General features: G+C 61.8%; 17 protein-coding genes. 14 read left to right on the plus strand and 3 right to left on the minus strand.

Going from position 1 to position 20,928, the window contains the following annotated elements:
- The first annotated feature begins 38 nt into the window (after window positions 1-38).
- The 12 genes from pyrH (at window position 39) to lpxB (ending at window position 12,745) form a co-directional block, all read left to right on the plus strand.
- A complete protein-coding gene (pyrH, locus tag AB8B02_RS09205; protein ID WP_068730867.1) occupies window positions 39-755 on the plus strand; it encodes a UMP kinase in 717 nt (238 codons plus the stop codon).
- A 70-nt stretch (window positions 756-825) separates the two neighbouring features.
- A complete protein-coding gene (gene frr / locus AB8B02_RS09210; protein WP_374725665.1) occupies window positions 826-1,383 on the plus strand; it encodes a ribosome recycling factor in 558 nt (185 codons plus the stop codon).
- 90 nt (window positions 1,384-1,473) lie between these two features.
- A complete protein-coding gene (locus tag AB8B02_RS09215) occupies window positions 1,474-2,229 on the plus strand; it encodes an isoprenyl transferase (protein WP_068730865.1) in 756 nt (251 codons plus the stop codon).
- 5 nt (window positions 2,230-2,234) lie between these two features.
- Window positions 2,235-2,945 (plus strand): phosphatidate cytidylyltransferase, encoded by a 711-nt coding sequence (locus AB8B02_RS09220; RefSeq protein WP_439064617.1) that lies wholly within the window; start codon window positions 2,235-2,237, stop codon window positions 2,943-2,945.
- A 4-nt stretch (window positions 2,946-2,949) separates the two neighbouring features.
- Window positions 2,950-4,173, plus strand: a complete 1,224-nt coding sequence (gene dxr / locus AB8B02_RS09225; protein WP_093758765.1) for a 1-deoxy-D-xylulose-5-phosphate reductoisomerase — start codon at window positions 2,950-2,952, stop codon at window positions 4,171-4,173.
- 43 nt (window positions 4,174-4,216) lie between these two features.
- A complete protein-coding gene (rseP, locus tag AB8B02_RS09230; protein WP_439063766.1) occupies window positions 4,217-5,368 on the plus strand; it encodes an RIP metalloprotease RseP in 1,152 nt (383 codons plus the stop codon).
- A 173-nt stretch (window positions 5,369-5,541) separates the two neighbouring features.
- Window positions 5,542-8,100, plus strand: coding sequence for an outer membrane protein assembly factor BamA (gene bamA, locus AB8B02_RS09235; RefSeq protein WP_439063767.1), 2,559 nt, complete (start codon window positions 5,542-5,544; stop codon window positions 8,098-8,100).
- Between the two features lie 32 nt (window positions 8,101-8,132).
- Entirely contained in the window at window positions 8,133-9,218 is a 1,086-nt protein-coding gene (lpxD, locus tag AB8B02_RS09240) for a UDP-3-O-(3-hydroxymyristoyl)glucosamine N-acyltransferase (protein WP_439063768.1), read from the plus strand.
- Window positions 9,215-9,694, plus strand: a complete 480-nt coding sequence (gene fabZ, locus AB8B02_RS09245; protein WP_068730861.1) for a 3-hydroxyacyl-ACP dehydratase FabZ — start codon at window positions 9,215-9,217, stop codon at window positions 9,692-9,694. Before lpxD ends, fabZ begins: the two co-directional genes overlap by 4 nt.
- Window positions 9,695-9,885: 191 nt before the next feature.
- On the plus strand, window positions 9,886-10,689 hold the full coding sequence (gene lpxA / locus AB8B02_RS09250) for an acyl-ACP--UDP-N-acetylglucosamine O-acyltransferase (RefSeq protein WP_439063769.1): 804 nt from the start codon (window positions 9,886-9,888) through the stop codon (window positions 10,687-10,689).
- Window positions 10,690-10,712: 23 nt separating this feature from the next.
- The gene (locus AB8B02_RS09255) at window positions 10,713-11,594 is read left to right on the plus strand and encodes an LpxI family protein (RefSeq protein WP_089264538.1); all 882 of its coding nucleotides are present in this window, start codon (window positions 10,713-10,715) and stop codon (window positions 11,592-11,594) included.
- On the plus strand, window positions 11,591-12,745 hold the full coding sequence (lpxB, locus tag AB8B02_RS09260) for a lipid-A-disaccharide synthase (protein ID WP_439063770.1): 1,155 nt from the start codon (window positions 11,591-11,593) through the stop codon (window positions 12,743-12,745). The genes AB8B02_RS09255 and lpxB overlap by 4 nt, the downstream gene beginning before the upstream one ends.
- 92 nt (window positions 12,746-12,837) lie before the next feature.
- Here lpxB and gltA read toward each other — a convergent pair whose 3' ends face one another.
- Both gltA and gltX read right to left on the minus strand, forming a co-directional pair.
- Window positions 12,838-14,142: a citrate synthase gene (gltA, locus tag AB8B02_RS09265; protein ID WP_089264726.1), complete on the minus strand. Its 1,305-nt coding sequence runs from the start codon at window positions 14,140-14,142 to the stop codon at window positions 12,838-12,840.
- Between the two features lie 154 nt (window positions 14,143-14,296).
- Entirely contained in the window at window positions 14,297-15,721 is a 1,425-nt protein-coding gene (gene gltX / locus AB8B02_RS09270) for a glutamate--tRNA ligase (RefSeq protein ID WP_175367087.1), read from the minus strand.
- 199 nt (window positions 15,722-15,920) lie between these two features.
- On the opposite strand from gltX, the gene AB8B02_RS09275 reads away from it, so the two are divergent.
- Both AB8B02_RS09275 and AB8B02_RS09280 read left to right on the plus strand, forming a co-directional pair.
- Window positions 15,921-17,591 carry a glutamine--tRNA ligase/YqeY domain fusion protein gene (locus AB8B02_RS09275; RefSeq protein ID WP_175367086.1) on the plus strand — a complete coding sequence of 557 codons (1,671 nt, stop codon included), beginning with the start codon at window positions 15,921-15,923 and terminating at the stop codon, window positions 17,589-17,591.
- 102 nt (window positions 17,592-17,693) lie between these two features.
- Entirely contained in the window at window positions 17,694-19,976 is a 2,283-nt protein-coding gene (locus tag AB8B02_RS09280; protein ID WP_439063771.1) for a ComEC/Rec2 family competence protein, read from the plus strand.
- 18 nt (window positions 19,977-19,994) lie between these two features.
- Here the strand turns inward: AB8B02_RS09280 and lexA are convergent, their stop codons facing one another.
- The gene (lexA, locus tag AB8B02_RS09285) at window positions 19,995-20,717 is read right to left on the minus strand and encodes a transcriptional repressor LexA (RefSeq protein ID WP_068730850.1); all 723 of its coding nucleotides are present in this window, start codon (window positions 20,715-20,717) and stop codon (window positions 19,995-19,997) included.
- Window positions 20,718-20,928: the final 211 nt, after the last annotated feature.

Genomic DNA, 20,928 nt, shown 5'->3' on the forward strand with positions numbered 1-20,928 from the left:
CGCCGGGAGCTGCCGCCTCGAAAGGAAGCGATCGCATCATGGGTGAGCCGCTCTATCGTCGCGTCGTGATCAAGGTCTCGGGTGAGTCTTTCGCCGGAGGCCAGTCATTCGGTATCGATCAGCCGACCATCGACCGCATCGCCGTCGATCTCATTGCAGCCCAGAAACTTGGTGTCGAAGTCGCGGTCGTCGTCGGTGGCGGCAATATTTTCCGCGGCGTCGAAGTCTCCTCGCGTGGTGTGTCGCGCCCGACCGGCGATAGCATGGGCATGCTCGCTACCGTTATGAACTGCCTGGCACTGGAAGCTGCGATCGAGCGCCACGCCGTGCCGGCCCGCACGCTGTCGGCGATGGTGATGCCGCAGGTCTGCGAACTCTTCACACGTGCTGCCGCACACAAATACCTGTCCGAGGGCCGGATCGTGCTGCTGGCCGGCGGTACCGGCAATCCGTTCTTCACCACCGACACGACCGCAGTGTTGCGCGCTGCCGAGATCGGCGCATCGGCCGTGCTGAAGGCGACCAATGTGGACGGCGTGTACAGCGCCGATCCAAAGAAGGATCCTAACGCGACGCGCTTCGAGCGTCTCAGCCATTCGCAGGCGGTGGAGGGGAACTACAAAGTCATGGATGCGACGGCTTTCGCGCTTGCCCGCGAGACCTCGCTGCCTATCATTGTGTTCTCGATCGCCGAACCGGGTTCGATCGGCGCCATTTTGACTGGTACTGGCCGCGGCACCATCGTCGCGGGCTGATTTTAGACGGGTTCGGAGCGCCATACCCGCTTCGCACCAGCAGGATACAAGGGAGAGCTGCATGGCCACCATGGCCCCATTCGACATCAACGACCTCAAGCGCCGTATGCAGGGCTCGACCCAGTCGCTGAAGCATGAGCTTGGCGGCTTGCGCACCGGACGTGCGGCAGCCTCGATGCTGGAGCCGGTCCAGGTGGAAGCCTATGGCAGCCACATGCCGCTGAACCAGGTTGCGACCGTCAGCGTTCCCGAGCCGCGCCTGCTGTCGGTGCAGGTTTGGGACAAGTCGATGGTCAAGGCGGTGGAAAAGGCGATCGTCGATTCCAATCTCGGCCTTAGCCCGGCAACCGAAGGCCAGATTCTGCGGCTACGCATTCCCGAATTGAACACCGAGCGCCGCAAGGAACTCGTGAAGGTCGCGCATAAATATGCCGAGGCAGCCAAGGTCGCCGTGCGCCACGTCCGCCGCGACGGTCTCGACATCATCAAGAAGCTCGAGAAGGCTCACGAGATTTCCGAGGACGACCAGAAGCGCCACGATACCGAAGTGCAGAAGGTCACGGACAGCATAATCGCTGAAATCGATCAGTTGCTGGCGGCTAAGGAAAAGGAAATCATGACGGTTTAAGCGTCAGAAGCCGCTTTTAAGCTGTTGAAAAGCGTATGGTCCGCAAATTGGTCACATATGTGCCGGACCATAGGCTGGGGATTTTAATCGATGTCGAATGCCGCCGCGCCCGCAAATGATGGATCGGACCGATCCACGCCTTTGCATGTCGCGATCATCATGGACGGCAATGGGCGCTGGGCTGCAGCGCGGGGGCTTCCGCGCGCCGAAGGCCATCGCCGCGGCGTCGAGGCACTTCGCCGTGTGGTGCGGGCATCCAACGAACTCGGCATCCAGTATCTGACGATCTTCTCGTTCAGCTCCGAGAACTGGTCGCGGCCCGCATCCGAGATCAGCGATCTGTTCGGCCTGCTGCGTCGCTTCATCCGCAACGACCTTGCCACCCTGCATCGCGACGGCGTGCGGGTCCGTGTGATTGGAGAGCGCCAGGGTCTCGATTCCGATATCGCGTCATTGCTGAAAGAGGCCGAGGACCTGACGCGGGGCAACACTCAGCTCAATCTCGTGGTCGCCTTCAACTACGGCTCGCGGCACGAGATCGCCACGGCAGCGCAGCGCCTTGCGCGCGAGGTTGCCGAGGGCAAGCGGACGCCCGAAAGCATCAATGTCGATACGCTCGGCCAGTATCTCGACGCGCCTGATATTCCGGACCCGGACCTGATCATCCGCACGTCGGGTGAACAGCGGCTATCGAACTTCCTGATGTGGCAGGCTGCCTATAGCGAGTTCGTATTCGTGCCGATCCACTGGCCGGATTTCGATAAGGCCGCGCTGGAAAGCGCCATTGCCGAATATGCCCGCCGCGAGCGGCGCTTCGGTGGTCTCGCCGCGAAAACCGGTTCGTGACCGGCGTGCCCCAGGACGACAGCACGCCGAAGCAGGCGGATGACCGGGGGCTGCGCAATCTCTTGATGCGCATCCTGGCCGCGCTGGTGCTGATCCCCGTCGCGATTTTCGCCGCCTATACCGGTGGCTGGCTGTGGTTCGGCCTCGTGACGCTGGTGTCGGTTGGTCTCTTCCTGGAATGGCGGACCATTGTCGGCAATCATGTCGGCTGGATTGGGCTCGGCGTCGTCTATGCCTTGGCTGCGTTTGCGGCGTCCATTGTCGTGCGCCTCGATCCTGTCTGGGGCTTCTCGGCCCTGATGTTCATTCTGTTGGTGGTCTGGATGACCGATATCGGCGGCTATTTCGCCGGGCGCGGCATCGGCGGCCCGAAACTGTGGCCGCGCGTCAGTCCGAAGAAGACATGGGCCGGCGCTATCGGCGGTTTTGTTCTCAGCCTTGCTGTGGCTGCCGGTTTTGCCATGAATGGTTTGGGCAGCCTGCTGCCGCTGCTCATGATCGCAACCGTGCTGACGGTGCTGTCGCAACTTGGTGATCTCTTCGAGTCCGCAGTGAAGCGCAAATTCGGCGTCAAGGACTCCAGCCAGATCATTCCTGGCCATGGCGGTCTGCTGGATCGCCTGGATGGCTACGTGTTCGCGGTGGTTGCTGCCGCGGTGATCGGTCTTTTACGCGGCGGCGCAGATGGCGTCGGCCGCGGTCTTATGGTTTGGTGATTTGATGAGCGCTGTTCCCCTGCGAAATAACAAGCCCGCCGCGTCCAGTCTGCGCAGCATCACTGTCCTCGGTGCGACCGGTTCGATCGGCGACAGCACCATGGATCTGCTACGAGCCTCGCCCGAGCGGTACCAGGTGGAGGCTTTGACGGCGAACGGGAACGTCGAAGGCGTAGTCAAGCTGGCCAAGGAGTTCAACGCGCGCTTCGTGGCCGTCGCCGATGAATCCAAGCTGGACGAACTTCGCGCGGCACTCGCCGGCACCGGCATCGCCAGCGGGGCAGGGGATAGCGCGATCGTCGAGGCTGCGGAGCGGCCGGCCGACTGGCTGATGGCCGCCGTGTCAGGCGCCGCCGGCTTAAAGCCCGCGCTCGCCGCCGTTGATCGCGGTGCCACCGTTGCACTGGCCAACAAGGAATGCCTCGTTTGCGCCGGCGATTTCTTCATGGATCGCGCCGCCAAGGCCGGCGCCTGCATCCTGCCGGCGGACAGTGAGCACAATGCGCTGTTCCAGGCGCTGGCTTCCGGCAGCCGCGAGGAACTGACCCGCGTCATCATCACCGCCTCGGGCGGACCGTTCCGCACCTGGGCTGCTGCCGATATCGAGCAGGCAACGCTGGCGCAGGCGCTGAAACATCCGAACTGGTCGATGGGGCAGAAGATTACCATCGACTCCGCGTCGATGATGAACAAGGGTCTCGAAGTGATCGAGGCGTCCTATCTGTTCGCGCTGGCGCCGGACGAAATCGACGTGCTGGTGCACCCGCAGTCGATCATCCACGGCATGGTGGAGTTCCGCGATTATTCTGTCATGGCGCAGCTCGGTTCGCCCGACATGCGCACGCCGATCGCGCATTGCCTGGGTTGGCCGGACCGCATTCCGGGCCGGGCGGCGCCGCTCGACCTTGCCAAGATCGGGTCGCTGACCTTCGAGGCACCGGATTACGCGCGCTTTCCTGGCCTGAAGCTGGCCTATGACGCGCTGCGCACCGGCAGCGGTGCGACCACCGTCTACAACGCGGCCAACGAGATTGCCGTGGCTGCCTTCACCGCCCAGAAGATCCGCTTTGGCGCCATTGCACGGCTGGTCGAAGCCACCATGAATGAATGGGTGCGGGCAGGGAATTTGGCGCCGTTGTCGTCGGCGGATGACGCCATCGCTGTTGACCATAAAGCGAGAAAAATGGCTGCCACCCTCTTGCCTCAAATTGCCGCAAAGGCATCCTAGAGCATTGGGGACGAGGCCTTTGGCCTCGCGTTAGGGGATCGGGATGCTTGAGTTTTTCCAACATAGTTTCAATACGTTAAGCCACGGCTTTATCGGCTATATCATCCCCTTTCTGTTTGTCCTGACGATCGTGGTGTTCTTCCACGAACTCGGCCACTTCCTGGTCGCCCGCTGGAACGGCGTTAAGGTCCTAACGTTCTCGCTCGGCTTCGGTCCTGAACTCGCCGGCTTCAACGATCGCCATGGCACGCGCTGGAAGATTTCCGCGATTCCGCTTGGCGGCTACGTGAAGTTCTTCGGCGACGAGAGCGAAGCCTCGACCCCCTCAAGCGCCGCGCTGGAAGGCATGACGGCGGATGAGCGCAAGGGCAGCTTCCATCACAAGCGGGTTGGCCAGCGTGCGGCCATCGTGGCTGCTGGTCCGATCGCCAACTTCATCCTCGCGATCGTCATTTTCACCTGCCTGTTCACGTTCTTTGGCAAGCCGAGCACGACCGCCAAGGTCGACAGCATTCAGGCGGGCAGCGCGGCCGAGAAGGCTGGGTTCCAGTCGGGCGACATCATCAAGGCCATCGATGGCAAGGTCATTGGCAGCTTCTCTGACATGCAGCGCATCGTCGGCACCAAGGCTGGCGAGCAGCTGGCCTTCAGCGTCAAGCGCGGCGAAGCCACGGTTGAGCTGAAGGGCACGCCAGAACTTCGCGAAGTCAAAGACAGCTTCGGTAACGTCCATCGTCTCGGCGTCCTCGGCATTACCCGCGCGACAGCGGCTGGCGAAGCGACCACCGAGCGGGTCAATCCGGCGACCGCTTTCGTGCTGGGCGTCAAGGAAACCTGGTTCGTCGTGGACCGCACCATCGCCTATATCGGCGGTGTATTCACCGGACGCGAGGCGGCCGACCAGATCGGCGGTCCGATGCGAATCGCCCAGATCTCGGGGCAGGTTGCGACAATCGGCCTGACCGCCCTGATTCACCTGGCGGCGGTTCTGTCGATCTCGATCGGCCTTCTCAACCTGTTTCCGGTGCCACTTCTCGATGGCGGTCATCTTTTGTTCTATGCCGTCGAAGCCGTTCGTGGGCGTCCGCTGTCGGAGCGCGCGCAGGAGATGGGCTTCCGCATTGGCCTCGGTTTAGTGCTGATGTTGATGGTATTTGCGACCTATAACGACATTCTTCACCTGGCTTCGTCATGATCGAGGCTGGGGGTAACGTGGCCGATGGGCAACGTCTTGGAATGAAATTAGAATTGCAGCGCGAAAGGTCGTTTGCCAGTCAGGTAAAATTGGCTACAAGCTGGGCCACTAAAGGGATTCTGTCAGACCGTAGGGGTGCGGGCTGGCGATGGAATGATAAGGGCGCTTTGCGCATGATTTTTGGTTTGCGGGGTTTCCGGGGCGGCCTTCTTGCTGCTTCGATCTTGGTCGCCATGCCGGTCGCCGTTACAGCGACTGCTGCGCTCGTTTCTTCGACTGCCGTGGCTCAGACCGCCGCTTCGATTGTTGTTGAAGGCAATCGTCGCGTGGATGTGGAGACCATCCGCTCCTATTTCCGTCCGGGCCCGAGTGGCCGGCTGGATCAGGGCACCATCGATGACGGCCTCAAGTCGCTCATCGAGACCGGCCTGTTCCAGGATGTGAAGATCAATCAGGCCGGTGGCCGTCTGGTCGTCAGCGTCGTCGAAAACCCGGTCATTGGCCGTGTCGCCTTCGAAGGTAACAAGAAGGTCAAGGACGACCAGCTGAACGCCGAAGTGCAGTCGAAGCCGCGCGGGACGCTGTCGCGCCCGATGGTGCAGGCAGACGCGCAGCGCATCTCCGAAATCTATCGTCGCTCCGGCCGTTATGACGTCAGCGTCGTTCCGGAATTCATCGAGCAGCCGAACAACCGCGTCGACCTGATCTTCACGATCAACGAAGGTGCGAAGACCGGCGTGAAGTCGATCCAGTTCATCGGCAACAACTATTACTCGTCCTACCGCCTCAAGGACGTCATCAAGACCCGTGAATCGAATCTCCTGAGCTTCCTGGCTTCGGGCGATATCTATGATCCGGACCGTATCGAAGCCGATCGCGACCTGATCCGCCGCTATTACCTGAAGAACGGCTTCGCCGACGTTCAGGTCGTCGCCGCGCTCACCGAATACGACCCGAACCAGAAGGGCTTCCTGGTCACCTTCAAGATCGAAGAAGGCCAGCAGTACCGCGTGTCGTCGGTCGACTTCTCGTCCACCATTCCGCAGTTCGATCCCAACTCGCTCCGCAGCTTCTCGCGCGTTGGCGTCGGTTCGCTCTACAACGCGGAAGCGCTGGAGAAGTCGGTCGAGGAAATGCAGATCGAAATGTCTCGCCGCGGCTACGCCTTTGCCGTCGTGCGTCCGCGTGGCGATCGCAATTTCGAATCTCACACCGTCACCATCGGTTTCACGGTGGAAGAGGGCCCGCGCGTCTATATCGAGCGTATCAATGTGCGCGGCAACACGCGTACCCGTGACTATGTCATTCGCCGCGAATTCGATCTGGCAGAAGGCGACGCTTACAACCGCGCGCTGGTTGATCGTGCCGAACGCCGCCTGAAGAACCTCGACTTCTTCAAGAGCGTGAAGGTGACGACCGAGCCTGGTTCATCCAGCGATCGCGTGATCCTGGTTGTCGATCTGGAAGAAAAATCCACCGGCGACTTCTCGGTCTCGGGTGGTTACTCGACCACCGACGGTGCACTCGGCGAAGTCAGCGTCTCGGAACGTAACTTCCTCGGTCGTGGCCTGTTTGCCAAGGCGTCGGTCCAGTATGGCCAGTATGCCCGTGGCTACTCGCTGTCCTTCGTCGAGCCTTACCTGCTCGACTACCGCGTGGCCCTTGGCCTCGATTTCTATCAGCGCGAGCAGCTGTCCAACAGCTACATTTCGTACAACACCAAGACGCTAGGCTTTAGCCCGCGTCTCGGCTTCCAGCTGCGTGAAGATCTCGCGCTGCAGCTGCGCTACTCCGTCTATCAGCAGGAGATTTCGCTCCCGGCGACGTTGAGCAACTGTAACAACCTGCCTGGCAGCCCGACAGCGACCAATACGCCTGGCTATCTGAATTCGTTGTTTGGCAACGGCTTCGTTAACGCGGCCAATTCCGGAACTTGGGGCTGTTACGCCGATGGCGAGTCGTCGCTGCCGGTTCGCCGCGAATTGGCCAGTGGCAAGACGCTGACCTCGGCACTCGGCTACACGCTGAACTACAACACCCTCGACAACAACAAGAACCCGACCGACGGTCTGTTCCTGGAGTTCAAGCAGGACTACGCTGGCGTCGGCGGCGACGTGACCTACCTCAAGACCACGATCGATGCGAAATACTATACCCCGTTGGTGGCCGACATCGTTGGTTTGCTGCGTGTCCAGGGCGGTATGCTGAACAAGGTCGGCGAAGACATCCGCATGCTGGATCACTTCCAGATGGGTCCGAACCTGGTGCGTGGTTTCGCGCAGAACGGTATCGGTCCGCGTGACATCAGCTACGTTGCGCTGGGATCCTACGGTGACGCGCTTGGCGGCACGAAGTATTGGGGTGCTTCGGCCGAATTGCAGATGCCGTTCTGGTTCCTGCCCAAGGAAGTCGGCATCAAGGGCGCGGTTTATGCCGATGCTGGCGGCCTCTGGGATTATCAGGGACCGACGACTTGGGCGCAGACGGGTGAACTGCAATCGTTCAAGGCTGGAAGCATGCCTGGCGTTTGCGCTCCGGCATCCCAGACGTCGGTCGGTAACTGCAGCGGTATGACCTATGACGACGGCAATGTCGTCCGGTCGTCGGTCGGTGTGGGCCTGATCTGGCAGTCGCCGTTTGGTCCGCTGCGCTTCGACTACGCAGTGCCGATCACCAAGGGCGCCTATGATCGCGTGCAGCAGTTCAAGTTCGGCGGCGGAACTTCGTTCTGAGTTTGATCTCCGGCCGGACCGCGACGGGTGGAATGGTTCTGCCGACGTTCTTCAAGCAATCGCCTTCGTTGACGCTGGCTGAAATAGCCGCGTCAACGAAGGCACGACTGGTCGACCCGACGCGGGCCGACCAGGTCGTGACTGGCGTAGCCTCGCTCGACGAGGCCGGCCCCCATCACCTGACCTTCTTCGAAAATCTCCGCTACATCGACCAGCTCACCCACACCAAGGCTGGTGCCTGCCTGGTCAGCGAGAGCTTCAAGGGCGATATTCCGGCTCACGTGGCGGTGCTGCGCGCCAAGCGGCCATTTGCGGCTTTCGTGGAATTGGCGCGTGAACTGCACGCGGACACGCTGCGTCCGGTCTCCGGCTTTGACATTACTGGCATCGCCGCATCCGCCGTCATCCATCCCTCTGCTCAGCTCGAGGATGACGTTACGGTAGATCCGCTGGCCGTGATCGGCCCGGACGTGGAGATCGGTTCCGGCACCGTCATCGGCTCGGGCGCGGTGATCGCGGCCGGGGTCAAGATCGGCCGCGATTGCAATATCGGCGCTGGCAGCACGCTGCAGTTCACACTGATCGGCAACAACGTACTCGTTCATCCCGGCTGCAAGTTCGGCCAGGACGGCTTTGGCTTCGTATTCGGCCGGGACAAGCACATCAAGGTCCCGCAGACCGGTCGTGTCCTGATCCAGAACGACGTCGAGATCGGCGCCGGCACCACCATCGACCGCGGCAGCCTGCGCGATACCGTGATTGGCGAGGGGACCAAAATCGACAATCAGGTCCAGATCGGCCACAATGTGACAATTGGACGGCACTGTGTGATCGCTGCGAAATGTGGCCTTGCAGGCAGCCTGACCATCGGCGACAACGTCGCGCTGGGCGCCATGGTGGGCCTCAACAATCACATTACGATTGGCGATGGCGCGCAGGTCGCCGCAATGGCCGGAGTGAAAGACAGCATTCCGCCGCGCGCGCGGTGGGGTGGCATCTTTGCCCGGCCGACGAAGCAATGGTTCCGCGAGATCCTCGCGGTTGAGAAACTCGCCCGCGAGAGCATGCCGGGAACGGATGCGGCGACGCAGGATACGAAAGACGAGGGGCGGGAATGAGCCAGGATTTACCAAGCGATGGCGCATCGCCGATCATCATCGAGACGGTTGACATCAACACTATCCTCAAGACCCTTCCGCATCGCTATCCGTTTCTTCTGATCGATCGTGTCGTCAACATCCGCAAGGACTTCAGCGGCATTGGTATCAAGAACGTCACGATCAACGAGCCGGCATTCCTCGGGCATTTCCCTGATCGCCCGGTCTATCCCGGCGTGTTGATGATCGAAGGCATGGCGCAGACAGCGGGCGTGATCGGCATCTCGTCCGTCGAAGGCACCGAGAAGCCGCGTGCGGTGTATTTCCTCACCATCGACAAGTGCAAGTTTCGCAAGCCGGTGATGCCTGGCGATACGATCGAATATCATCTGCACCTGATCGGCCGGAAAAAGGCGATGTGGTGGTTCCATGGCGATGCCAAAGTAAATGGCAAGGTCGTCGCCGAGGCCGATGTCGGTGCAATGCTGACAGACTGATTGGCACCTACCTGAACGCGCATGATGCCATCGAAGACCTCGATGGCATCATGCGTTTGTAAGTCATGGTATGAGACGTGTCGTAACAGATCGCAATCAGACGTCACTGGACAGGCTCGGGAACCCACGTTAACCAACGGAAAAACCTAGATATTTGTAGGCAGCTTGATGGCTGGGATTGGACTGTTTCGATGAGCAAGATCGACCCGACGGCGCGGATCGAGGATGGTGCTGTCATTGGCGAGGGCGCCGAAATCGGACCCTTCTGCATTATCGGACCGCATGTCACGATCGGTGCAGGCACAAAGCTGCTGTCGCATGTCAACGTGACGGCGCAGACGAGCATCGGCGAGAACTGCACAATCTATCCGTTCGCGTCATTAGGCACGCCCCCGCAGTCGCTCAGCTACAAGGGAGAACTGACCAGGCTGACCATCGGCAATGGCTGTACCATCCGCGAGTCCGTGACCATGAATGCGGGCACTGTCGCCGGTGGCGGCATTACGTCGGTGGGCGATCGCGGCTACTTCATGAACTGCGCCCATGTCGGCCATGACTGTCACGTCGGCAACGACGTGATCTTCGCGACCTCGGCGACGCTTGGCGGTCATTGCGAGATCGGCGATTTCGTTTTCATGGGCGGGCTGTCGGCCGTGCACCAGTTCACCCGCATTGGCTCCCAGGTCATGGTCGGCGGCATCTGCGGCGTGCGCGGTGACATCATCCCGTTCGGGCTTGTGAATGGTCAGTATGCGGCGCTGGAAGGCCTCAACATCATCGGCATGAAGCGCCGCAAGTTCACCAAGGAGCGCGTCGCCGCCGTGCGCTCGTTCTATCAAAAGCTGTTCCATGGCGCGGGCGTCTTCGCCGAGCGGCTTGAGCGCGTGCAGCCCTTGGCAAATGACGATCCGGCGATTGCAGAAATCCTGACATTCATCGCCGGCGCCAAGCACCGCGCGCTGTGCCTGCCCGAGGATAGCAAGAGCAGTTCCTGAATTCGAGTATCGCGGGGCGAAGCATGACTGACCAGGCTCAAATACAGCACCCGCAATCACATCCGCCGATAGGCTCGCCGTTCGGCATCATCGCCGGCGGCGGCTCGTTGCCCTTCGCTGTCGCGGACTCGCTGCAGGCGCGTGGCATCAAGCCTGTCGTGTTCGCGCTGAAGGGGTTCTGCGATCCGGCGCTGGTGGCGCGATTTCAGCACCACTGGATTCCCATCGGCCAGTTCGGCCGTTTGCTGAAGCTGATGCGCAGCGAAAATTGCCGGGATCTCACGTTCATCGGCACGCTGGTACGGCCGGCAATCTCCGAGATCAGGCTGGACTGGGCAACGCTTCGCGTGATGCCGAAAGTGTTTCGCGCGTTTCGCGGCGGTGACGATCATTTGCTGACGAGTATCAGCCGCCTGTTCGAGCATGAAGGTTTTCGTCTGCTGGGGATCAAGGACGTCGCGTCCGATGTGCTGATGCCGGAAGGCAGCGTGACGCGTGCCGTACCGGATCAAGATGCTGAAGCCGATATCGCGCGTGGGCGCGACGTCTTGCGCGCCTTGAGCCCGTTCGATATCGGCCAGGCGACCGTGGTGATCGACGGCCATGTGGTGGGGATCGAGGATATCGAAGGCACCGATGGATTGCTGGCCCGCGTGGCGCTCTTGCGTGAGCAGGGACGTATTCGCGCCAAGGCAGGGCGGGGTGTACTGGTGAAGGCGCCGAAGAGCGGTCAGGATCTGCGTTTCGATCTGCCGACATTGGGACCGCGGACCATCGAGCGTGCTGCCGCTGCGAAGCTCGCCGGCATCGCCATCGTCGCAGGCAATACGATCGTCGCCGAACCGCAGCAGATGATTGTCGCTGCCGATGCCGCAGGTCTTTTCGTAACGGGACTTCCGACGTGACGGAGACGATCTATCTCATCGCCACCGAAGAATCCGGCGACCGTCTCGGCTCCGCGCTGATGAAGGTGCTACGCCAGCGGCTCGGCGACGATGTGCGCTTCGAAGGCGTTGGTGGTTCGTCGATGGCACGTGAAGGTCTGCAGTCACTGTTCCCTATCGAAGAGCTTTCCATCATCGGCCTTGCCGCCGTCCTACGGAAGTTGCCGTCGATCCTGAAGCTCATCACGCTCGCGACCGAGGACGTCTTGCGGGCCAGACCCGACGTGCTGGTCATCATCGACAGCCCGGACTTCACCCATCGCGTCGCCAAGCGTGTGCGCCAGCGCGATCCCTCCATTCCCGTCGTCAACTATGTGTCGCCAACGGTGTGGGCGTGGCGGCCGGGGCGCGCGAAGGCGATGCGTGCTTATGTCAACCATGTGCTGGCGCTGCTGCCATTCGAGCCGGAGGCGCATCGGCGGCTCGGTGGTCCACCATGCACCTATGTCGGTCATCCCCTGATCGAGCAGATCGATGCGCTGCGTCCTAATGCGGAAGAGCAGGCGCGTCGCGAAACGAAGCCGCCGGTGCTGCTGGTGCTGCCGGGTAGCCGTCGGAGCGAGATCCGTCATCACATGGCGACCTTTGGTGCCACGCTCGATCTGCTGCAAAAGCAGGGCACGCAATTCGAACTGATCCTGCCGACCATGCCGCATCTCGTCGAGGTCATCGCCGAAGCGCTCAAGGCGTGGCCGGTGCAGCCGCGAATCGTTGTGGGCGAAACAGAGAAGCGCGCCGCGTTCCGCATCGCGCATGCGGCCTTTGCCAAATCGGGGACGGTGACGCTGGAGCTTGCCTTGTCGGGCGTGCCGATGGTCACCGCCTACAAGGCCGGCAGTGTCGAGGCCTGGATCATCCGCCGCCGCATCACATCATCGTCGGTCATCCTAGCCAATCTGGTGATCGGCGAGAACGTCATTCCGGAGTTCATCCAGGAAGACTGCACGCCGGAGAAGCTCGCGGCGTCGTTGCAAGAGGTGCTGGCAGACACACCCATGCGGCGCCGTCAGATTGAAGCCCTGGCGCGGCTCGACGGGATCATGGCGACGGGCGAAGCGTCGCCGAGCGTCGGTGCGGCCAATGTCGTGCTGGCTACGATGCGGAAGAGTTGAAGACCTCAATTCAAGAGATTGCAGCGAAATAAACAAAAACGGCGGATCTTGCGATCCGCCGTTTTGATTTTCGCACTCTGCGAAACGAGGTCTTAGGCGCGCTTGGCGATATCTACGTAATCGCGGCGGGCAGCACCCGTGTAGAGCTGGCGCGGACGACCGATCTTCTGCTGCGGATCGCCGATCATCTCGCTCCACTGGCTGATCCAGCCAACGGTGCGGGCAACCGCGAACAGCACGGTGAACATCGAGGTCGGGAAGCCCATCGCCTTCAGCGTGATGCCCGAATAGAAATCGACATTCGGATACAGCTTGCGGTCGATGAAGTACTGGTCCGACAGCGCGATCTTCTCGAGCTCCATCGCAACGGCGAGCATCTCGTCGCCACCGTGACCGGTTTCCTTGAGAACCTCGTGGCAGGCCTGCTGCATCAGCTTGGCGCGCGGATCGTAGTTCTTGTAGACACGGTGACCGAAGCCCATCAGGCGGACGCTGGAATTCTTGTCCTTCACCTTGGCGATGAATTCCGGAATCTTGTCGACGGTGCCGATCTCGGCGAGCATCTGCAATGCGGCTTCGTTGGCGCCGCCATGCGCCGGACCCCACAGGCAGGCGATGCCGGCGGCGATGCAGGCGAACGGATTGGCGCCCGATGAGCCGGCGATGCGGACCGTTGAGGTCGATGCGTTCTGCTCGTGGTCGGCGTGCAGCGTGAAGATCTTGTCCAGCGCCTTGGCGAGCACCGGATTGACCTTGTACTCCTCGCACGGCACGGCGAAGCACATCTTCATGAAGTTCGCTGCGAAATCGAGCGAGTTGGTCGGATACACGAAGGGCTGACCGATCGTGTACTTGTAGGCCATCGCCGCGAGCGTCGGGATCTTGGCGATCATGCGGATCGACGCGATGTCGCGCTGCTTCGGATCGTTGATATCAGTTGAGTCGTGGTAGAAAGCGGCGAGGGCGCCAACCGATGCGACCATCACGGCCATCGGATGCGCGTCGCGGCGGAAGCCCTGAAAGAAGCGGCTCATCTGGTCGTGAACCATGGTGTGGTTCGTGACCAATGCGTCGAACTTTGCCTTCTGCGCCTTGGTCGGGAGTTCCCCGTATAGCAGCAGATAGCAGGTCTCGAGGAAGTCGCCCTTCTCGGCGAGCTGCTCGATGGGGTAGCCGCGGTATTCGAGGATACCGGCATCGCCATCGATATAGGTGATCTTGGACTGGCAGCTGCCCGTCGAGGTGAAGCCGGGATCGTAGGTGAACATCCCGGACTGGGCGTAGAGCTTGCCGATGTCGATGACATCAGGGCCGACGGTCCCGCTGTGGATCGGCAGTTCGAAGCTCTTGCCGTCGACTGTCAGCGTTGCGGATTTGGTATTGGTTTTTGCGTCCATCGCGTGGTCCCCGATGAGATCGTTGAGGGGCCGGCAAGCCACCGACATTTCAGGAGAAATGGGGAGGCTAGCCGGGAATTCCAGAGCATTCGCCAGAATGCGTAGCGTATTGCTGTGTGCGCTGCAAGGCGGGCAAAAGCAGCCTACAGCTATGCTAAATAGATGCCTGATCGGCGAGCCGGTCCAGGCATTCCTGCCGTCCCAATACCGCCAGAACATCGAAAATGCCGGGCGATGTGGTCTTGCCGGTCAGCGCCACGCGAAGCGGTTGCGCAACCCCGCCAAGCTTGATGCCAGCTTCCTCGGCAAAGGCGCGGGTGGCGGCTTCGGCATTTGCTGCGGTCCAGTCGGTGACGGCTTCCAGTGCCGTGCGCAACTTGCCAATCAACACACGGGTTTCCGGCGTCAGCGCGGCCTGCGCCTTCGGCTCCATCGCCAGTGGGCGATCGGCAAAGATGAAATTGGCGCCGTCGATCAGTTCGATCAGCGTCTTGGCGCGTTCCTTCAGGCCGGGCATGGCGCGCAACAGCTGGGCGCGCGTGGTGTCGTTGAGCTTCGCCTTCAGTTCGGGGCCGCCGGGCACGTAATTCAGCACGTCCTCGAACATGGTCACGAGGGATTGATCGTCGGTGTGACGGATGTAGTGACCGTTGAGATTTTCGAGCTTGGCGAAATCGAAGCGCGCGGCGGAACGGCCGATCCCCGACAGGTCGAAGGCGTCGATCATCTCCTGGGTCGAGAAGATTTCCTGATCGCCATGGCTCCAGCCGAGGCGTACCAGGTAATTCCGCAGGGCAGCCGGCACATAGCCCAGCGCGCGATACGCTTCGACGCCGAGCGCACCGTGGCGCTTCGAGAGTTTCGAACCATCAGGCCCATGGATCAGCGGAATATGCGACATGCTGGGCACGGTCCAGCCGAGCGCGTCGTAGATCTGCTTCTGGCGCGCGGCGTTGATCAGATGATCGTCACCGCGGATCACGTGCGTCACGCCCATGTCATGGTCGTCGACGACCACCGCCAGCATATAGGTCGGATTGCCGTCGCCACGCAGCAGCACGAGGTCGTCGAGATTTTCGTTCTGCCAGACCACACGACCCTGTACCTGATCCTCGATCACGGTCTCGCCGGTGAGCGGCGCCTTCAGGCGGATCGTCGGTTTGACGTCGGGGCGCGGATCCGACGGATCACGGTCGCGCCACAGTCCGTTATAGAGCTTGGACTTGCCCTCGGCGCGGGCGGTCTCGCGCATCTGTTGCAGTTCCTCGGCGCTGGCATAGCAGTAATACGCCTTGCCCTCGGCGAGCAGCTGTTCGGCGACTTCGCGGTGCCGGCCGGCACGGGCAAACTGGAAGACGGTGTCGCCATCCCATTCGATGCCCAGCCACTTCAACCCGTCGATAATGGCGTCGATCGCGGCATCCGTTGAACGCTCGCGGTCCGTATCCTCGATCCGCAGCAGCATCTTGCCGCCGGTCTTTTTGGCATAGAGCCAGTTGAACAGCGCGGTGCGTCCACCGCCGATATGGAGGAAGCCGGTCGGCGAGGGGGCGAAACGGGTAACGACGGGAGCGGTCATATCAGCGGGTTCGATCGAGTTCGGTGTGAGTGTTGGCGGGCGTTTATCACAACGACAGGGCGCTGTCTCACGGCGAATAAACGCGGATTTGGGGCCGGAACCGCATCGGAAAAGGCCCTTTCGCGGGACCCGGCCCCTGATCCGGCCTTGGCGCGGCCTTCCGGATTTGGCACATAGGGCGCAGCTTGAAAGGCAGCAAATGACAGACGAATCGGTATCCGACGCAGGCCGTGACTTCATCCGCGACATCGTTGCGGCGGACCTGCAATCCGGCAAACACAAGAGCGTGGTGACGCGCTTTCCGCCGGAGCCCAACGGCTACCTGCATCTCGGCCATGCCAAGTCGATCTGCCTGAATTTCGGCGTCGCCGAGGAATTCGGCGGTCACTGCAACCTGCGTTTCGACGACACCAATCCGACCAAGGAAGAGCAGGAATATATCGACGCCATCCAGCGCGATGTGCGCTGGCTCGGCTTCGAGTGGGGCGAGGGCAACCTGCATTACGCCTCGGACTATTTCGAGCAGCTCTATGACTGGGCGGTACATCTGATCCGCGCGGGCAAGGCCTATGTCGATGACCAGTCGCAGGAAGAAATCCGCTTTAAGCGTGGCACCCTGACGGAGCCCGGCCAGAACAGCCCGTTCCGCGATCGCCCGGTCGACGAGAACCTCGATCTGTTCGCGCGGATGCGCGCCGGCGAATTCCCGAACGGCGCCCGCGTGCTGCGCGCCAAGATCGACATGTCGTCGGGCAACATCAACCTGCGCGATCCCGTGATCTATCGCATCCTGCATGCGCACCATCCGCGCACGGGCACCGCTTGGAGCATCTATCCGAGCTACGACTTCGCGCACGGCCAATCCGACGCCATCGAACACGTGACGCATTCGATCTGCACGCTCGAATTCGAGGATCACCGGCCGCTTTACGACTGGTGCCTGGAAAATCTGCCGGTGCCATCGCGGCCGCATCAGTATGAATTCGCGCGCCTCAACATGACCTACACGCTGCTGTCGAAGCGCGTGCTGACCGAACTTGTCCGCGGCGGCCATGTCACCGGCTGGGACGATCCACGGATGCCGACGCTGGCCGGCCTGCAGCGCCGCGGCATTCCTGCCGAAGCACTGCGCGAATTCGTCAAGCGCATCGGTGTCGCCAAGGCCAACTCGACCGTCGATATCTCGATGTTCGATTTCGCCGTGCGCGAGACACTGAATCGCACGGCGCAGCGCCGCATGGCGGTGCTGAAGCCGCTGAAGGTGGTGATCGAGAACTACCCGGAAGGACAGACCGAGCAGCTCGAAGCCATCAACCATCCCGATGATGCGTCGCTCGGCAACCGGCAGATTTCATTCGGCCGCGAGCTCTACATCGAGCATGACGACTTCATGGAAGAGCCGCCGAAGAAGTTCTTCCGCATGGCGCCGGGCCGCGAGGTCCGCTTGCGTTACGGCTATTTCATCACCTGCAAGGACGTGATCAAGAACGCTGCCGGCGAGGTGGTCGAACTGCGCTGCACCTATGATCCGGAAACCCGGGGCGGCAATGCGCCGGACGGCCGCAAGGTCAAGGCGACGATCCATTGGGTGAGCGCTGCAGATGCCGTGCAGGCGGAAGTGCGCGTTTACAATCAGCTGTTCGCCGATCCGCAGCCCAATGCGACCGAGTTCGCATCGCAGCTCAATCCGGACTCGCTGGAGAAGCTGACCGGCGCCATGCTTGAGCCAGCGCTGGCGAGCGACAACACAAGCGATGTCGTGCAGTTCGAGCGCCAGGGTTATTTCTGTCGCGACAAGGATTCAGCGCCGGGCAAGCTGGTCTTCAACCGTACCGTCGGTCTGCGCGACAGCTACGCCAAGCTCGCTTGAGCAACCCTAGGGATTAGTTTTCGTATTCTGCATCCGTTCCGCTAGCCGCCGCTTGCCCTTCCGATAGCATTCGGAAGGACAAGCTTGGCGTGCGGGCGTTCGATGGCGCGGGGCGGGGATCAGCAACAGCGGCGGGGCCGATCCGGCACGGCGACCACATGGCCGCCGCCGGCCACGGCAGGCGTCGCTCTCCCGTCACCGACGTCATCAACGTCGGGCTTCGAGACGCTCTGGACGTGGGTGTGGGCCGAAGCTGGTCCCGGTCGCTTGCTGCCTTGGGTGCCGATCGCTTTCGGGACCGGCATCGCGCTGTATTTTGCCGCTGAGCATGAGCCGGTGGCCTGGGTTGCCGCTGCGACGGCAGGCCTTCTTTGCGTGGCTGCGTTTTTGCTGCGGCGGCAGCGATGGTTTCCCTTGATCTTGCTCATTGCGGCAATCGCGGCCGGCTTTGCGATGGCTGCAATGAAAACCGCGCGCGTGGCTCATGAGGTTCTGGCGAAGCCGCTCTATTCCGTCGCGCTGACCGGCTTCGTTGAAACTCACGAGGAACGGGAGCGCACGGATCGCTTCGTGCTGCGCGTTGCCACGATGGACAGCCCGCGCGCCGCACCGAAGCTCACCCGTGTGCGGCTGTCGGTGAAGAAGGGCATGGCGCCTGCCGTCGGCAGCTTCGTCGAATTGAAGGCAAGGCTGCAGCCGCCGCTGCCGCCGCTCCGGCCGGGGAGCTACGACTTCGGACGGGATCTGTATTTTCAAGGGATCGGCGCGTCCGGTTTTGTGATGGGCGGCATCAAGGCAGTCGATCCGCCGATACAGCCGAGTGTGGCGCTACGCTATTCGGCGACCATGCAGGGGCTACGCGACGCCATCGACGCGCGGATCCGCACCGTGCTCTCGGGTGATAGCCGCGCCATTGCCACGGCGCTGCTCACGGGCCGCCGCGATGCGATTTCGGCTGACGTCAATGATGCGATGTTCATCTCCGGCCTCGGTCATGTGTTGTCGATCTCCGGCTATCACATGGCCGTTGTCGCCGGCGTCGTGTTCTTTGCGATCCGCGCGCTGCTGGCACTGATCCCCGTGCTGACGGTGACGTTCCCGATCAAGAAAGTCGCTGCTGCTGCGGCATTGCTGGCTGCGCTGTTCTATCTGCTGCTGTCCGGCGCCGAGGTCGCCACGCAGCGTTCGTTCTTCATGACGGCCGTCGTGCTAATCGCTGTCATGGTCGATCGCCGGGCGGTGACGTTCCGTACGCTGGCGGTGGCAGCAATGGTTGTGCTGATCGTTTCGCCGGAAGCGTTGGTGCATCCGAGTTTTCAGATGTCATTCGCGGCGACGCTGGGGCTGGTCGCATTGGTGCAGATAGGCATGCCCGCGCTGTTTGCCTCGCCCGATCATTCCGCGACCGCGCGCGTGGCGCTATGGGGCGGACGCGAGATCGCGATGCTCGTACTGGCTTCGCTGGTCGCGGGCCTTGCCACCACGCCCTATGCTGCCTTTCATTTCCATCGCGTCACGCCTTATGGCGTCGTCGCCAATCTCCTGGCGATGCCGGTGGTCTCGGCACTGGTTATGCCGGCGGGCATTCTCGGTTTGGTGGCCATGCCGTTTGGCTTTGACGGTGTGTTCTGGCGGCTGATGGATGTCGGCATCCAGTGGATGATTGTCGTCACGCAATGGGTGGCAGCCTTGCCCGGCGCCATCGGCCGGATGCCGGCCTTCGGGACGGGACCGCTGATATCAGCCAGTATCGGCATCATCGTGCTGGGATTGCTGCGCACGCCGTTGCGCCTCGCAGGGCTTGGTGTGCTTGCGCTCTCGATTGTCTGGGCGTTGCTGGTCAAGCAGCCGGATGTCCTGATTTCGGGTGACGGTCACAGCGTTGCGGTACGGGGCAGGGAGGGGCGCCTGCATATGATGCGCAGCGCCAAGGATGCGTTTCTCGCGAAGGAGTGGCTTGCCGGTGATGCCGACGCCCGGCTGCCAACGGATGCCTCCCTCAGCCACGGTGTGTCCTGCGACCGCGACGGGTGCATCACGGCGCTGGCCGATGGGGCTTTGGTGGCGCTGGTCTTACAGCCGGATGCCTTCGCAGATGATTGCGAGAAAGCGGCGCTCATCGTCACGGCGCGACAATCGCCGAGGGATTGCAGGGCGCTGGTGATCGATCAGGATCGCTTGCAACGAAATGGCGCGGTGAGCCTGCACCGAACTGCGAACGGCTTTACCATCGATGCCGTCCGGCCACGGGGCTTGGACCGTCCGTGGTCGCGCGCCATTCCTGATGAGCCCCAGCACGATCTGATCCCGAACAGTCGTACGCCACAAAATCGGCCGGTGGATGCGACGCCGGCGGAAGCCGATCTTCAACCCGAAGATCAGTAATCCGCCGAGGCGCAAATCTCAGTAGCGGCGATACAGGCCGATCAGCTTGCCCTGAATGCGCACCCGGTTAGGCGGCAGGATGCGAACTTCGTAAGCGTCGTTCGCTGGCTCTAGCGCGATCGACGCGCCGCGGCGGCGGAAGCGCTTCAACGTGGCTTCCTCGTCGTCAATCAGGGCCACCACGATGTCGCCGGTGTCGGCGCTTTCGTTGCGCTGGATCAGCACCGTGTCGCCATCGAGAATGCCGGCGTCCTGCATGGAATCGCCGCGCACTTCGAGCGCGTAATGTTCGCCGGAGCCGAGCATGTCGGCGGGCATGCTGATGGTGTGGCTGCGGGTCTGCAGCGCCTCGATCGGCGTACCTGCCGCGATCCGGCCCATGACCGGGATGGCAACCGTGCGGCCATTGTCATCATCGCCGCTGTTGCTGGCGATGCTGGCGGCCGAACGCACCTTGCCAAGCGTGCCTTCGATGACGCTGGGCGTGAAGCCGCGGCGCCCGGTGCCGCCGGTGACCGGCGCGCCGAGCTCTGGCAGCTTGATGACTTCGATGGCACGGGCGCGGTTGGGCAGACGGCGTATGAAGCCGCGTTCTTCCAGCGCCGTGATCAGACGATGGATGCCGGACTTCGAGCGCAGGTCGAGCGCATCCTTCATCTCGTCGAAGGACGGCGGGACGCCGGCTTCCTTCAGCCGTTGATCGATGAATCGCAGGAGTTCGTATTGTTTGCGCGTGAGCATCTGAAGCCATCCTCAGTTGACGGTGTCGGCCGCCGCGTGCGTTTCAAAGGGCCTTCGAACGGTGAGTCTCAATCCTGAGACGATCGTTCGAAGATCGGTTGCGCGAGTTCGGGCACTCTCAAACTACTCAAAGCCACAGAATCTCGAAACAAATCATGAACGAACACTATATGTTCCATATGTGTTCTGCAATGCTTAATTTGCCGTCAAC

Source organism: Tardiphaga sp. 862_B3_N4_1 (genome assembly GCF_051811085.1).
Lineage (GTDB): Bacteria > Pseudomonadota > Alphaproteobacteria > Rhizobiales > Xanthobacteraceae > Tardiphaga > Tardiphaga robiniae.